This window comes from Hymenobacter lucidus (assembly GCF_020447265.1).
In the GTDB taxonomy this organism is placed as follows: domain Bacteria; phylum Bacteroidota; class Bacteroidia; order Cytophagales; family Hymenobacteraceae; genus Hymenobacter; species Hymenobacter lucidus.
On the sequence record NZ_JAJADR010000004.1, the window covers coordinates 290,549 to 305,249 of the forward strand.

General features: G+C 65.1%; 7 protein-coding genes. 4 read left to right on the plus strand and 3 right to left on the minus strand.

The window, feature by feature from the left end:
* The first annotated feature begins 105 nt into the window (after window positions 1-105).
* Both LGH74_RS15325 and LGH74_RS15330 read left to right on the plus strand, forming a co-directional pair.
* A complete protein-coding gene (locus tag LGH74_RS15325) occupies window positions 106-1,818 on the plus strand; it encodes an FG-GAP-like repeat-containing protein (RefSeq protein WP_226176995.1) in 1,713 nt (570 codons plus the stop codon).
* A 267-nt stretch (window positions 1,819-2,085) separates the two neighbouring features.
* Window positions 2,086-2,670 carry a hypothetical protein gene (locus LGH74_RS15330; protein ID WP_226176996.1) on the plus strand — a complete coding sequence of 195 codons (585 nt, stop codon included), beginning with the start codon at window positions 2,086-2,088 and terminating at the stop codon, window positions 2,668-2,670.
* Between the two features lie 164 nt (window positions 2,671-2,834).
* On the opposite strand, the gene LGH74_RS15335 is transcribed toward LGH74_RS15330, so the two are convergent.
* Both LGH74_RS15335 and LGH74_RS15340 read right to left on the minus strand, forming a co-directional pair.
* On the minus strand, window positions 2,835-3,260 hold the full coding sequence (locus tag LGH74_RS15335) for a hypothetical protein (RefSeq protein WP_226176997.1): 426 nt from the start codon (window positions 3,258-3,260) through the stop codon (window positions 2,835-2,837).
* A gap of 133 nt (window positions 3,261-3,393) precedes the next feature.
* Window positions 3,394-4,044, minus strand: coding sequence for a helix-turn-helix domain-containing protein (locus tag LGH74_RS15340; protein ID WP_226176998.1), 651 nt, complete (start codon window positions 4,042-4,044; stop codon window positions 3,394-3,396).
* 332 nt (window positions 4,045-4,376) lie between these two features.
* Here LGH74_RS15340 and LGH74_RS15345 point away from each other — a divergent pair, with 332 nt between their 5' ends.
* Window positions 4,377-10,223, plus strand: a complete 5,847-nt coding sequence (locus tag LGH74_RS15345) for a LamG-like jellyroll fold domain-containing protein (RefSeq protein ID WP_226176999.1) — start codon at window positions 4,377-4,379, stop codon at window positions 10,221-10,223.
* 99 nt (window positions 10,224-10,322) lie between these two features.
* On the opposite strand, the gene LGH74_RS15350 is transcribed toward LGH74_RS15345, so the two are convergent.
* Entirely contained in the window at window positions 10,323-10,961 is a 639-nt protein-coding gene (locus tag LGH74_RS15350) for a helix-turn-helix domain-containing protein (RefSeq protein ID WP_226177000.1), read from the minus strand.
* A gap of 414 nt (window positions 10,962-11,375) precedes the next feature.
* On the opposite strand from LGH74_RS15350, the gene LGH74_RS15355 reads away from it, so the two are divergent.
* Window positions 11,376-14,615 carry a T9SS type A sorting domain-containing protein gene (locus LGH74_RS15355; protein WP_226177001.1) on the plus strand — a complete coding sequence of 1,080 codons (3,240 nt, stop codon included), beginning with the start codon at window positions 11,376-11,378 and terminating at the stop codon, window positions 14,613-14,615.
* The last annotated feature ends 86 nt before the right edge of the window (window positions 14,616-14,701 follow it).

A 14,701-nucleotide genomic window follows, 5' to 3' on the forward strand; every position in this document is an offset into this window, starting at 1 on the left:
TTACACTAAAATTTGTGGAAGTGATTTATGTAGCTTTACCTAGCTCTCAATATCAGGTAATGGTATCATGCGTGAGTGCTATTCATCTCTATTGTATACACGCGAATGAAATCTTTTTACCACAATCTGTCGGCTCTCATCTTGCTGATACCCTCAGGAGCTGTGCTGGCCCAGGCCCCACTGGTGACTAACGTAATTCCCGCTGCCAATGCCCGTGCTGCCGCCCGCACGGGACTAGTTATGGCCACCTTCAGCCAGCCACTGACGTCAGCCTCAGCTGCGGCGCTTAAAGTGTTCAGCAACCAGCGTGGGGGCTTGCGTACCACGGCAGCGCCCGCCGTGGTTAGCGGCAATACGCTCAGCTTCATGCCCGCACCCTACGCATTTCTACCCGGCGAAACGGTGCACGCTACCATAACAACGGCCGCTGCCAGTGCTGAGGGAGCTTTGGCCACGCCCCGCGTGCTGCAGTTTACGACGGCCGTAGGTGGCACCGGAAGCGGCAACTTCGAAATGCGCAGCCGAGTGCCGGCAGCAGCGTCCAACATCGTGTTGGGGGACATAGACGGAGACGGAGACCTCGATGCTGTGGGCCCCAACGAGTTAAATGCGGCTACTATTCTTCTCAACGACGGAATGGGCAACTTCGCTGCTCCGCCGACCAATGCCACTGTGGCAACAGGCGGGTCGCCCTATGGTCTGGCTCTGGGCGACATTGATGGGGATGGAGACCTTGATTGCGTGACGGCTAACGCTAGCCAGACCAGTACCGGCGGCAGCTCCAGCGTCCGGTTCAACAACGGCAGCGGGGTATTTACTGCTCCCACGGTAGGTGCTGAAGTGCCTGTTCCAGTCTTTCAGCGCACCTTGGTGCTGGCTGACCTGGATGGTGACGGCGACCTGGACTTGCTGACCGGTGGCAGCATTCGCCTTAATAATGGGGCTGGCCTCTTTACTGCCCCCGTCGCTAATGCTGAAATCACCGGTGTAGCACGCGACGCATCGGGCTTTGCGGTAGGTGACGTAGACGGTGACGGCGACTTGGATATGACCATTACCGACTTTACCAATACCAGCGGAAAGGTGAATATTCTGTTCAACAACGGCGCCGCCGTGTTTGCGGTGCGACCCACGGTACCTAGCCCGGCTGTAGGCCCCTACGCAACAACTCTGGGTGACGTAGATGGTGACGGTGATCTGGACCTGCTGGTAATCTACATGACAAGGACTGGCAATAACGTAAGTCTGTTTTTGAATAACGGCACTGGGGTGTTCGGAAATGAACGGGTAATACTATTGGGCAGTCCCTTTTGGTCTAATCGTAACCTGGCACTGGGCGACCTAGATGCTGATGGGGACTTGGATCTGCTTTTACCCCTCAACGACCGGGTAAGTGTTATGCTCAACAATGGAGCCGGCATGTTTTCATCTCCCGCTGCCACTGTGATGGTAAGTGCCGGCTTCAGTCACGTGGCGGTAACCTCGGGTGACTTGGATGCCGATGGGGACCTCGATTTTGTGGGCTACGCAGTTGGCTATATTACCACTTGCGTGAACCAACCCATAACGCTAGCCTCGGCTGCGGCCAATGCTGCTCCTGCCTTCTCAATGTATCCTAATCCGGCTCGTGATGTGGTAACAGTGTCAGGTGTGGCACCCCGGGCAACACTTGAAGTACTGGATGCACTCGGCCGCCTTGTAGCTACGGCTACGGCTAATGCTACCGGTACAGCCCAACTTACCTTATCGGCCGCTTGGGCACCGGGCGTATACGTGGTGCAGTCGGAGGGAAGAGTGCAGCGGCTGGTAGTAGAATAGCCTGAGATGTACCCGCCGAACGGTGCAAATTAAGGGAATCGTTGTAGCTAGAGCTGCCTTTCTAAGGAGGATATACGGTCCGCTTCCGCAAGGAGGCGGGCCGTGTTTGTTGGGCGAAATTCGATGGGCAACTAATACTGGGCGCGGAGGTACTACAGATAAGTAGCACTACGTATTCCCCTATACCGGGCTGCAGTGGCATACGCGGGTAACCACTACTGCCGGGCCGCCCCGTATAAGAAGTGTTCCACCATTGCTCAACGCCTTATGGTCCGTTCCTCTTTGCTCATTCTCTGCGGTTTGCTGTTGGCTGGCCCGGCCGCTGCCCAAACGCCCGCCCCGGCTACCGGCCAGGTTGCCGCCCCCATGGGATTTAAGTGGCAGCTGCTGCCGGAGGTGAAAGCGGCCATGCTGCTGCCCTACACCTGGAACTACAAGGCCGAAACCAGCCGCGACGCCCAGGCCTACTTCCTGACGCGGGAGCGAATCGTGGCCGGCGGCCAGTTCCAGACCGGCATGTCGCTGAACGTGGTGCGGCAAATGCAGGCCAAGTCCAAGCAGTCGGCGGCGGCATATGCCCAGGCTTTCAGTGCCAGCAGCGGGCGAAAGGCTGGGCAGCAGGTGCTGGGTCAGGAAAGCAAGACGCAGGGCCCGCTGCGGCTGTTTGGCGTGCGCTACCGCGTGACGGGCGGCACGGCTGGCTCCAAAATCATTCAGCAATGGGCCATTGCCAACACCGTTACCGATACCTTTTACCTGCTGGTATTTGAGAGTCCCGAAAAAGACTGGCCCCAGGCCTGGAAGCTGGGCGAGGAAATGATAAAACAGCTTCGGCTCGACGCTAAAGTGTAGTGCTACTCGGCTTTTGGCCCGCGCTGCTGGCCCTACTGCCAGCCGGGTAGCATCGAAACGCCCCACCTGGCGCGGAGCCGGGTGGGGCGTTTCTTCTAGTTGCAATAGGAGTATTAATAATACCGGGGCGGGCACCTGGTGCGGCCCGCACGGCATCGGGGCAGTTAGGCCGTGAGCGTGGGGCGGTGGGCCGTTACTTCCACAATGGCCTGCTCCAGCTCGGGCACCTGCACGGCTACTTGGCGCACATCTACGGCTTGCAGGAAGACATCTACCTTCGTTTGGGTACCGGGCGCGGGGGGCAGGCTGAGGTCCTGCACCCGGCGCGTGGCCTGGATCAGCAGCCGGTCGAGGAAGCGGTGCTCCCGGGTGCCGGCCGTCATGGCGGCCACCTGCGGAGTGAGGCGCGTCACCTCATCCTTGGCCAGCTGCAGGGCGGCGGCCCGGTCGCTGACCCGCTCCGCCGACTTATCGGCGCGCAGATCGAGCACCTGGTCGTTGAGGGTGAACTCGCGCAGCTCGCGGTTCAGGGCGGTGAGAGCGGCGTCGCACTCGGCCCAGGTAGTGAGTAATTCTACTGGAAACGGCATATAAGTGAAATAGATAAAGGTGGCGGAGTTGCCGGGCGTAAGGTACAGTGTATAAATATCTTGATTCGAGAATATTCGGCTATTTCAGCCCCATTTTGAGACGAGCCCAAGCCCCGGCCCAAGTGCCAGGGAACTACACTCCCACGGAGCCACTGCCTGCCAGGGCGGCTAGCAGGGCCGCCTCGGCCCGCAGGCCGGCCACGCGGGCTGTCAGTAGCAGGTAGGCGGCGGCCGTGGCGGCAGGGTCGGGCTCGTCGCGGGCCAGGTCGGAGGCCAGCTCGTGCAGCCAGCGGGCGTAGTGGGCCGCTTCGGCGGCCTCGGGCGGGGGAGCGGCGGCCTGCAGCTGCCGCAAGCCCGCGTGGCGGTGCGCCAGGGCCGCGGCCAGCCGCTGCTGCCGGACCAGCTCCCGGCCCACCAGCAGCAGGCGCAGGCGCACGTCGCGCAGGCGGCGGCGCAGGGGCTCGGGGGCCGGCGGGGCGGGTGGCGCCGGGGGCAAGGCCGGGTCGGGGGCGGGCAGGGGCCGTAGCGGGTCGTAGGGGGCGGGTGGGGGCGGCGGGGTGGGTGGCCCCTGGCCCAGCGGCGGGGGCAGCAGCAGAACTAGGTGCAGCAGGCGGGGCACCCGCGTGGGTGGCAAGCCCTTGCGCCCCGCCTCTACGTGCGTCACAAACCCCATCGAGACGCCCAGGTAGCGGGCCAGCTGCCGCACCGATATGCCCAGGTGCGCCCGCACGGCAGCCGTCAGGCTGACATCGGCAGTGGTAGCGGAAAGTGGGAAAGAAGCCATAGGCCGTAAGGTAGGCACTTCGGGCAAAAGGGCGAGGGGTGCCTATCTGACTGGGTAGGCACCCCTCGCCCTTTTGCCCGAAGTGCCTACCTACGAGCGGGCGGCTCCACTGCTGGCGCGGGCTACTACCCGCCCGGTAGGGGCCAGCCCCGCGTCAATTCCCGGCGAAGTCCAGCTTTTTAGCAGCTAAGCTCAACAATGCTTGGTAAACGGCACTTCGCGGGCGTACATTTGTAGTCCGACTATCTCACTACCAATCTTCTACTGGGCTTCTAGCAGCTACTGCTCTCGTCCTGGCCTTCACCCCTGGACCTGGCACTTCCGCACGCTGCATGCAACACCCCTACCCTTTGGCCGCCCGCGCGGCCCACTCCCGCTATGTTACCGTAGCGGCCCACCTCTTCCTGCTGCTGACTCTGCTGCTGCCCTGGGCGGCCCGGGCCCAGGCCCCGGCCTGGTCGGCGGCCACCATCGGCAGCAGCACCCAGCTCAGCGGCACGAGCCAGACGCGGGCCACGGCGGTGGACGCCAGCGGCAACGTGTTCGTGACGGGCAACTTCACGGGCCAGGTGGCGTTTGGCAGCACCGTGCTCAGTAGTGTGGGCAGTGGCGACCTGTTTGTGGCCAAGTACGTGCCGGCCACCGCCACCTGGGCCTGGGCCCAGAGCGGGGGCGGCGCCAACGCCGACCAGGGTAACGGCATCGCCGTGAGCGGGGGCAGCGTGTATGTGACGGGCTACATCCAAAACAACACGGCCAACGCCAGCGGGGTGCTCTTCGGCGGCACGGGCACCACGCCCGGCACGGTACAGGTCAACGGGGCCAGCGGCACGAACAGCGCCGACCTAGTGGTAGCCAAGTACACCGACAACGGCCCCACGGCCACGCTGAGCTGGACCCAGGTGGGCGGCGGCGCCGGCACCGACCTGGCCTCTGGCATCGCCGTGAGCGGGGGCAGCGTGTATGTGACGGGCTACATCACCAACACCACAGCCAACGCCAACACCGTGCTGTTCGGCGGCACGGGCACCACGCCCGGCACGGTGCAGGTGAACGGGGCCTCGGCCACGAGCAGCACCGACATGGTGGTAGCCAAGTACACCGATAACGGCCCCACGGCCACGCTGGGCTGGACCCAGGTGGGCGGCGGCACCAGCAACGACGTGGGCTCTGGCATCGCCGTGAGCGGTACCGGCAGCGTGTACGTGACGGGCTATATCACCAACAGCACGAGCAACATCAGATTGGTGCTCTTCGGCGGCACGGGCACCACGCCCGGCACGGTGCCGCAGAACGGTGCCTCGGGCTCGGCCACCCAGGACCTGGTGGTAGCCAAGTACACTGACAACGGGACTACGGCCACGCTGGGCTGGACCCAGGTGGGCGGCGGCGTCAACAGCGACCAGAGCTTTGGTATCGCCGTGAGCGGTACGAGCGTGTACGTGACGGGCTACATCACCAACAACACGGCCAACGCCAGCGCGGTGTTCTTCGGCGGCACGGGCACCACGCCCGGCACCGTGCCGCAGAACGGGGCCACGGGCACAATCGGCGATGACCTGGTGGTGGCCAAGTACACTGACAACGGGACTACGGCCACGCTGGGCTGGACCCAGGTGGGCGGCGGCATCAGCAACGATCGGGCCTCTGGCATCGCCGTGAGCGGTACGAGCGTGTACGTGACGGGCTATATCACCAACAACACGGGCAACTCCAGATTTGTACTCTTCGGCGGCATGGGCACCACGCCCGGCACGGTGCCGCAGAACGGGGCCTCGGGCTCGGTCGCCCAGGATGTGGTAGTGGCCAAGTACACCGACAACGGGACCACGGCCACGCTGGGCTGGACCCAGGTAGGCGGTAGCATCAACGACGACCAGGGCCTGGGCATCGCCGTGAGCGGCAGCAGCGTGCACGTGGCGGGCTACGTAGCGGCACTTGGCGCGGCAACGTTTGGCACGGCGGCGGGCTCTCCGCTGCTGGGCACGACCGGCAACCGGGCCGTGCTGGCCACGCTGACGGACAACGGCAGCACCGGCCCCTGGCAGGTGCTGGCGGCCGCCACCAACGGCGGCACGAGCCAGACGCGGGCCACGGCGGTAGATGCCGCGGGCAACGTGTTTGTAACAGGCAACTTCTCGGGCACGGTGGCCTTTGGCAGCACCGTGCTCAGCGCCGTGGGCAACAACGACCTGTTTGTGGCCAAGTACGTGCCGGCCACCGCCACCTGGGCCTGGGCCCAGAGCGGGGGCGGCATCGACAACGATCTGGGCTCTGGCATTGCCGTGAGCGGGGGCAGCGTGTACGTGACGGGTCATATCACCAACACCACGGCCAACACCAATGGGGTGCTCTTCGGCGGCACGGGCACCACGCCCGGCACCGTGCAGGTGAATGGGGCCGCGGCCACGAGCAGCCAGGACCTGGTGGTAGTCAAGTACACCGACAACGGGACCACGGCCACGCTGGGCTGGATCCAGGTGAACGGCGGCACCAGCAACGACCAGGGCTTGGGCATTGCCGTGAGCGGCACCGGCAGCGTGTACGTAACGGGCTATATCACCAACACCACGGCCAACGCCAGCGGGGTGCTCTTCGGCGGCACGGATACCACGCCCGGCACCGTGCAGGTGAACGGGGCCAGCGGCACAATCAGCTCAGATCTAGTGGTGGCCAAGTACACCGACAACGGGGCCACGGCCACGCTGGGCTGGACCCAGGTGGGCGGCGGCACCAACCTCGACCAGGGACAGGGCATCGCCGTGAGCGGCGGCCGCGTGTACGTGACGGGCTACATCACCAACAACACGGCCAACGCCAGCGGGGTGCTCTTCGGCGGCGCGGGCACCACGCCCGGCACGGTACAAGTCAACGGGGCTTCGGGCACGGCCTCCACTACCTTGGTGGTAGCCAAGTACACCGACAACGGCCCCACGGCCACGCTGGGCTGGACCCAGGTGGGCGGCGGCACCGGCGACGACCGGGGCCTGGGCATCGCCGTGAGCGGCACTGGCAGCGTGTACGTGACGGGCTCTATCGTCAACAACACGGGCAACACCAATGGAGTACTCTTCGGCGGCACGGGCACCACGCCCGGCACCGTGCAGGTGAGCGGGGCCAGCGGCACGGCCAGCCAGGACCTGGTGGTGGCCAAGTACACCGATAACGGCCCCACGGCCACGCTGGTCTGGATCCAGAGGGGCGGGGGCACCAGCATCGACCAGGGCTTGGGCATTGCCGTGAGCGGGGGCAGCGTGTACGTGACGGGCTATATCACCAACACCACGGCCAACACCAACACCGTGCTGTTCAGCGGTGCCGTGCAGGTGAGCGGGGCCTCGGGCACGAGCAGCCCGGACCTGCTGGTGGCCAAGTACACCGATAACGGGGCCATTTCCACGCTGGACTGGACCCAGGTGGGTGGCGGCACCGGCGACGACCGGGGCCTGGGCATTGCCGTGAGCGGCCCGAGGGTGTATGCCGCGGGCTACACCGTGCCCAGCGCCACCTTTGGCAGCTTCACCATCGCCACCCCGGTGGGCGGCAACACCAGCTTCCTGGGCGAGCTGCGCGACGGGGTGGTGGCGCCCACCATCACCAGCTTCACGCCCGACCGTGGGCCGGTAGGCACCCGCGTCACCCTCACGGGCACCGACCTGGCCGGGGCCACGAGCGTGAGCTTCAACGGTACGGCCCAGACCACCTTTATCAGCAACAGCGCCACCGAAATCGTGCTGCGCGTACCGGCCGGGGCCACCACCGGCACCCTGACGGTGACCACGCCCGGCGGTACCAGCGCCGCCAGCGCCCAGACCTTCACCGTGTGCGCCCTGCCCGTGGCCCTGGCCCAAAACGTGAGTGTGACGCTGGACGTGAACGGCAACGCCACGGTAGCGGCCACGGCCCTGAACAACGGCAGCACCGCCGACTGCGGCCTGGCCGCGGCCGGTAGCCTGAGCGTGAGCCCGGCCAGCTTCAGCTGCACCGACGTGACGCCGGCCTCCGTGACCAATGCCCTGCGCTTCAACGGAACCAATCAGTACGTGGCCATTGGCAGCACGGCCACCGTGCCGGTGGGCAATAGCGCCTACACCATCGAGGCCTGGATTAAGCCTACCAGCATGGGCAACTATGGCATCATCGGCTGGGGCAACTATGGCACCACGAATCAGGTGAATGCCCTGCGCCTCACCACCACCGGCCTCGTCAACTACTGGTGGGGCAACGACCTGGACCTGCCCACGGCCAACCTGGCCGGGGCCTGGCACCACGTGGCGGCCACCTTCGACGGCACCACCCGGACGCTGTACGTCGACGGCGTAGCCATGGGCTCGAACACGCCCGGCGCCGGCCACGTCGTGCCCAATGCCAGCAACCTGCGTCTTGGCTCCACCAACCTGGCCAGTGCCGGCAACCCAACCGGCACCGGTGAGTATTTCTCCGGCAGCATCGACGAGGTGCGCGTGTGGAGCGTGGCCCGCACGGCTGCCCAGCTCAGCGCCGCCAAAGGCGCGGGCCTGCCCGGCAGCACGGCCGGCCTGATGGTCTACTATCGCCTCAACGAAGGCAGCGGCCTGACCACGGCCGATGCCACCGGCACGGCCGCCAACGTGGGCACGCTCACCAACGGCCCCACCTGGACCCCCACCGACGCTGCCCCCGTGACAAATGGCACCCCCGTGACGCTGACCGTGACCGATGCCGGCGGCAACACCGCCACCGCTTCAGCCGTGGTAACCGTGAGCGTGCCCGCCACGCCCACCACCACCTGGAACGGGGCTAGCAGCACTGTCTGGACTGACTGCGCCAACTGGAGCTTCGGCAAAGTGCCCGATGCCTTCACCAACGCCGTGATTCCGGCCGGCCTGAGCCGCTACCCCGAACTGACCGCCGGCACCTTCACGGTGCAAGACCTGACCATCGCCGACGGGGCCAGCTTCACGTTGGGCAGCGCCGGATTACAGGTGTATGGCAACTGGGAAAACAACGGCACGGCCAGCCTGGCCGGCCCCGTCAACTTCCGGGGCAATACCAACCAGACCTTAGGCGGCGGCAGCCAGACCACCTTCTCCACTCTGACTGTGGACAAGACCCCCTCGTTCACGCTCACGCTCCAGCGGGCCACCACCGTTACGGGCACCCTGAACATGACCACCAACGGCCTGCTCATCACCGGTCCCTACGACCTGACCACCACCGGGGCTACCCTCAACGAGCGGGAAAATAGCTACGTGCTGGGCAACGTGGTAAGCCGGGCCGGCCTGACCACAGCCGGCACGCGCTACGCCTTCGGCAACCTGGGCCTGGCCCTGACGCCAGCCGCGGGCAGCACCACGCTGCCGGGCAGCACCACCGTGCGCCGTACCACGGGCACGGCCCTCACCGGCCAGGGCACCAGCGTCAGCATCAAGCGCTACTACGACATCGTGCCCACCACCAACGCAGGCCTGAACGTGACGCTGGAGTTCGGCTACTTCGAAACGGAGCTAAATGGCCTGAGCGAGGCCCAGCTGGGCCTGTTCCGCTCGGCCACCGGCACCAGCGGCCCCTGGCAGAACGTGCCGGCCAGTGCCCGCAACGCGGCGGCCAACACCGTTACGGCCACCGGCGTGGACCACTTCTCCATCTGGACACTGGGCAGCAGCGCCAACCCACTGCCCGTAGAGCTGACGGCCTTCACGGCCACGGCCGAGAACCCGCACACCGTGCGTCTGGCCTGGACCACCGCCTCGGAGAAAAACAGCGCCTCGTTTGAGGTGCAGCGCAGCACCGACGGGCATACGTTCAGGGGCATCGGCACGGTGGCCGCCGCCGGCACTAGCAGCACCCGCCACACCTATGAGATGCTGGACCACCAGCTGCCGGCCGGCGCCCCGGTACTCTACTACCGCCTGCGCCAGGTGGATATCGACGGCACGGCCACGCTCTCGCCCGTGCGGGCAGTGAGCGTGAGCCCAGCCATGCTGAGTGTATATCCCAACCCAGTCACGGCCACGGCCACGCTCACGGGCGCTCTACCCGGCGCGGCAGTGCAGGTGCTGGATGTACGGGGCCGCCTCGTGCTGACGACGGTAGCTGACGCGGCCGGCAAGGCACTGCTAGTGCTGCCGACCGCCCTGCCCGCGGGCGTGTATGTGGTGCGGGCCGGTCAGCACACCACGCGTTTGGTGCGGCAATAACCGACACTGCTATTATAGTAGGGAGCACGCCAAAGACCGGCCGCGCAAGCGGCCGGTCTTTGGCGTTTGTTGCGGCTGGTGTGCCCAACACCGGCGGCCTCAGGCAGCAGGGCTTATGCCCGTTAGGGAGGCAGCTTCAGCGCGCAACCCGGCTACGCGGGCGGCCAGCAGCAGGCGGGCGGCCGTCGTGGCGGCAGGGTCGGGCTCGTCGCGGGCCAGGTCGGTGGCCAGCTCACCCAGCCAGCGGGCGTAGCGGGCCGTTTCGGCGGGCTCGGTGGGAGCGGGGGAGGCCTGCAACTGAGCCAGGCCCCGGCGGCGGTGGGCCAGCGCGTCGGCGCTACGTTGCAGTTGCGCCAGGCGCTGCCCCTGGGTGAGCAGCCGCAGGCGTACGTCGCGCAGGCGGCTGCGTAGTGTTTCGGGGGCTGCCGCCAGTGCCGACATTATCGGGGCCAGCAGCGCATCGGGAGAGGGCAGCGGGGCCAGCGGGTCGTAGTGAGCAGCAGAATCAGGCGCAGGAGCAGCTGGTAGCCCCTGGCCCAGGGGCGGGGGCAACAGGCGGCTGAGCTGCAGCAGGCGCGGGGCCAGAGCCGGCGGCAGGCCCTTGCGCCCGGCCTCTACGTGCGAGATGAACCCCGTGGACACGCCCAGGTAGCGGGCCAATTGGGGCAATGACAAGCCGAAGTGCGCACGCACGGCAGCCGTCAGGCTGAGTAGGAGCGGGGAAGTGGCATCAATCATAGGGTGACGACCAAGACAACGTGATAGAAATAAACAACAGGTAGAAGGCAAGTAAAATATGTCTTCGCCTTCTACCCAAACAGGTAGAAGGTCTAAAGGTTTTTGCATATCCTTCTACCTGTTTGGGTAGAAGTACAGCAGAAAAAAACTTAGCCTTCTACCTATCGTTGCTGTCCAGAAAAGGCTGAGGTGTAGGCTTTGTCCGGTGGCCAATAGCGGCGTTCCACTCCTGGGTGCGGTAGGGTGGTCATATTCTGCGCTGGGGCTTGCGTAGAAGATTATTATCCATCTATAGTGCTAGGGTAGCGGAGTTAGGTTACTTTCAATCATTACTCTTATTGCTCTGTATCTTATCGGACTCCCGGCACACGCTATGTGCGTCCGGCTTTTTGCGTAGCACTCCGCTTCCCTTCTATGCAACATCCCTACTCCTTTGCCGGGCGCACGGCTTACTCCCGCTGCCTGCACCTACTGGCCTGTGTCTGGCTAGTGCTTAGCCTGCTGCCCGCGGTGGCGTGGGCGCAGGCCCCGGCCGGCGACCCGGCTCCCGCGCTAGGGACCATGCTCAACGCCGATGGCACGCTGCGCCCCGGTGGGGCAGGCTCCTTCGATGCCACAGGCTACCGCATGATACTAGATCCGGCCTCGGGGGAGCCTGCCTTCCGCCCCGCCGGGGCGGGGGATGAGAACTGGCAGGACGGCTTCGGCCAGAACGGCCCCAATGATGTGGTACGTGCCGTGGCGCTGGCCAGCAATGGCGACCTGTACGTAGGCGGCTATTTTACCAAAGTGGGCAAGGTGGCGGCCAACCATGTGGCGAAGTGGGACGGCACAAATTGGAGCGCGCTGGGCAACGGCACGGCCCTGGCCACCGCCACCAACAATGGCGTGACGGGTGGGTTTTCCCCACTAGTGCGTACCCTGGCCGTGCTGGGCACCGACCTCTACGTGGGCGGCTTTTTTACCAACGCCAACAGTACCAGCGGTACCATGCTAGCCAATCGGATAGCCAAGTGGGACGGCACGGCCTGGAGCGGGCTGGGCAACGGCTCCGCTGCTGCTACCACCTCCAACAGTGGAGTTGGAACACACGGCGAAATCTATGCTCTGGCCGTGCGCGGCACCGACCTCTACGTAGCCGGCAGCTTTGACACCGTCTATAGTGCCGCCGGCAGCATGTATACCAATGATATAGCCAAGTGGGATGGCACGGCCTGGAGTGGGTTGGGCAACGGCTCCGCTGCCCCTACTTACTTCAACAATGGACTGGGCGGACGAGTCTACGCCCTGGCCATATACGGCAATGACCTCTATGCGGGCGGCTTCTTCGTCTCCGCCCACAACGCTAGCGGCGATATATTGGCCCGCTACGTAGCCAAGTGGGACGGCACGAGTTGGAGCGCGCTAGGCAACGGCTCCGCTGCCGTTACCGGTACCAACAACGGGGTAAACTACACCGTGCTGGCCCTGGCCGTGCTGGGTCCCGATCTTTACATAGCTGGAGCCTTCACTACCACCAATAGCGCCGGTGGCCCCATGCTAGCCAACCGAATAGCCAAGTGGGACGGCACCGCCTGGGGTGGAGTAGGCAATGGCTCAGACGTGACCACCAGCACCAACAACGGTTTAAGCGCCACTGCCGAAGCCCTGGCGGTGATAGGTACCGACCTCTACGTGGGAGGTCTCTTCAGATCATCATACAGCGCCAGCGGCTCCGTGTATACTACCAACCTGGCGAAGTGGGACGGCACTGCCTGGAGCGGAGTGGGCAATAGCAGTAACAACAGTAGCAACGGAGTGGACAACGGTATACTGGCCCTGGCCGTGATGGACTCCGACCTCTACGTGGGTGGGGCGTTCCTTGCCACTTACAGCGCCAGCGGTATGACGCCGACCAACTATGTAGCGAAGTGGGACGGCACGGCCTGGAGCCAGCTAGGCACGGACCAGAACGGCACAGATGGCGTGGTGCGCGCCGTAGCGCGCGCCAGCAACGGCGACGTGTACGTAGGCGGCGATTTTACGAGCGTGGGTAGTGTGACGGCCAATCGGGTAGCGAAGTGGAACGGCACGAAGTGGAGCGCGCTGGGCAATGGCACGGCTGTAGCCACCAGCACCAACAACGGAGTCAGTAGCCAAGTCCAGGCCCTGGCCGTGCTGGGTACTGACCTCTATGTGGGTGGTAGCTTCTTCTCTGCCAGTAGCGCCAGCGGCTCCGTGACGGCCAACTTCGTAGCCAAGTGGGACGGCACGGTCTGGAGTGGGCTGGGCAATGGCACGGCTGCCGCCACCTTTACCAACAACGGCGTGAATGGCACCGCCACTACGCTGGCGGTGGTGGGCTCCGACCTCTACGTGGGCGGCTATTTTACGGCCGTCAACAGTGCCAGCGGCCCAACGGCGGCCAACTACGTGGCGAAGTGGGATGGCACGAGCTGGAGCGCGCTGGGCAACGGCCCGGCCGTGGCCACCGCCACCAACAACGGAGTCAATAGCCAGGTTTTTGCCCTTGTAGGGCTGGGCACGGACCTCTACGTGGGTGGTGTCTTCACCAGCGCCCGCAATGGCAGCGACTTGGTGGCGGCCAACCGAATAGCGAAGTGGGACGGCACGAGTTGGAGCGGGCTGGGCAATGGCACAGCTACTGCAACCACCACCAACAATGGAGTCAACAACCAAGTATCTGCCTTGGCCATGCTAGGGGCAGACCTTTATGTGGGGGGCGACTTTACTACCGTCAATAGTGCCAGCGGGGCCGTGTTGGCCAATCGGGTAGCGAGGTGGGACGGCACGGCCTGGAGTGGGCTGGGCAACGGCCCGGCCGCTGCCACCAGCACCAACAACGGCATGAATAGTTCCGTCTCTGCCCTGGCCGTAGCAGGCACCACCCTCTACGTGGGGGGCAACTTCACCAGTGCCCGCACCAGCAGCGGCGCGGTAGCAGCCACTCGCATCGCCAAGTGGGACGGCACGAGCTGGAGCACGCTGGGCACGGGCCTGAATAATATTGTACGGGCCCTAGTCGTCACCAGCGACCAGGTCGTCGTGGCCGGCGGCAGCTTCACTGCCGTGGGCGACGGAACTAAGGTCACCTTGCGCCTCGGCATCTACGGCAGCGCCACGCCGCTACCGGTGGAACTGACCGAGTTTACGGCGGCGCTGGAAGGAGGCACGGCCGTTCGCCTGGCCTGGACGACGGCCTCGGAAACCAACAGCGCTTCGTTCGAGGTGCAGCGCAGTCTGAATGGTAAATTCTTCACGCCCATCGGCACGGTAGCGGCCGCCGGCACCAGCACCGCCCGGCGCAGCTACGCGGTAGTTGACACCCAACTGCCCGCCGGCGCCTCGGTGCTCTATTACCGCTTGCGGCAGCTCGACCAGGATGGCACAGCCTCGCTCTCACCCGTACGGGTAGTAGCAGTGGCTGGCTCGTCGGTGCTGCACCTGTACCCCAATCCCACGCGCGCCACGGCTACACTAGTAGGCACCACGCCCGGGGCGGTCGTGCAGGTCTTCGACGCGTTGGGTCGTCTGGTACTGACAATTGCGGCCGATGCGGTGGGCACGGCCCAGCTCACGCTGTCGGCCAGCCAGCCAGCCGGCGTGTATCTGGTGCGCAGCGGTACACAGACTATACGCCTGGTGCGGCAATAGTGGGCGCTTCTGCACTATGCCCCGGAAAGAAGGCCGGCCGCTTGTGCGGCCGGCCTTCTTTCCGGGGCATAGTGCAGAATGAATGG

What these genes read in the sequence shown, in the direction of transcription:
- LGH74_RS15325 (WP_226176995.1), top strand. Translation starts at nt 106, where the DNA reads ATGAAATCTTTTTACCACAATCTGTCGGCTCTCATCTTGCTGATACCC.
- LGH74_RS15330 (WP_226176996.1), top strand. Translation starts at nt 2,086, where the DNA reads ATGGTCCGTTCCTCTTTGCTCATTCTCTGCGGTTTGCTGTTGGCTGGC.
- LGH74_RS15355 (WP_226177001.1), top strand. Translation starts at nt 11,376, where the DNA reads ATGCAACATCCCTACTCCTTTGCCGGGCGCACGGCTTACTCCCGCTGC.
- LGH74_RS15340 (WP_226176998.1), bottom strand. Translation starts at nt 4,044, where the DNA reads ATGGCTTCTTTCCCACTTTCCGCTACCACTGCCGATGTCAGCCTGACG.
- LGH74_RS15335 (WP_226176997.1), bottom strand. Translation starts at nt 3,260, where the DNA reads ATGCCGTTTCCAGTAGAATTACTCACTACCTGGGCCGAGTGCGACGCC.
- LGH74_RS15345 (WP_226176999.1), top strand. Translation starts at nt 4,377, where the DNA reads ATGCAACACCCCTACCCTTTGGCCGCCCGCGCGGCCCACTCCCGCTAT.
- LGH74_RS15350 (WP_226177000.1), bottom strand. Translation starts at nt 10,961, where the DNA reads ATGATTGATGCCACTTCCCCGCTCCTACTCAGCCTGACGGCTGCCGTG.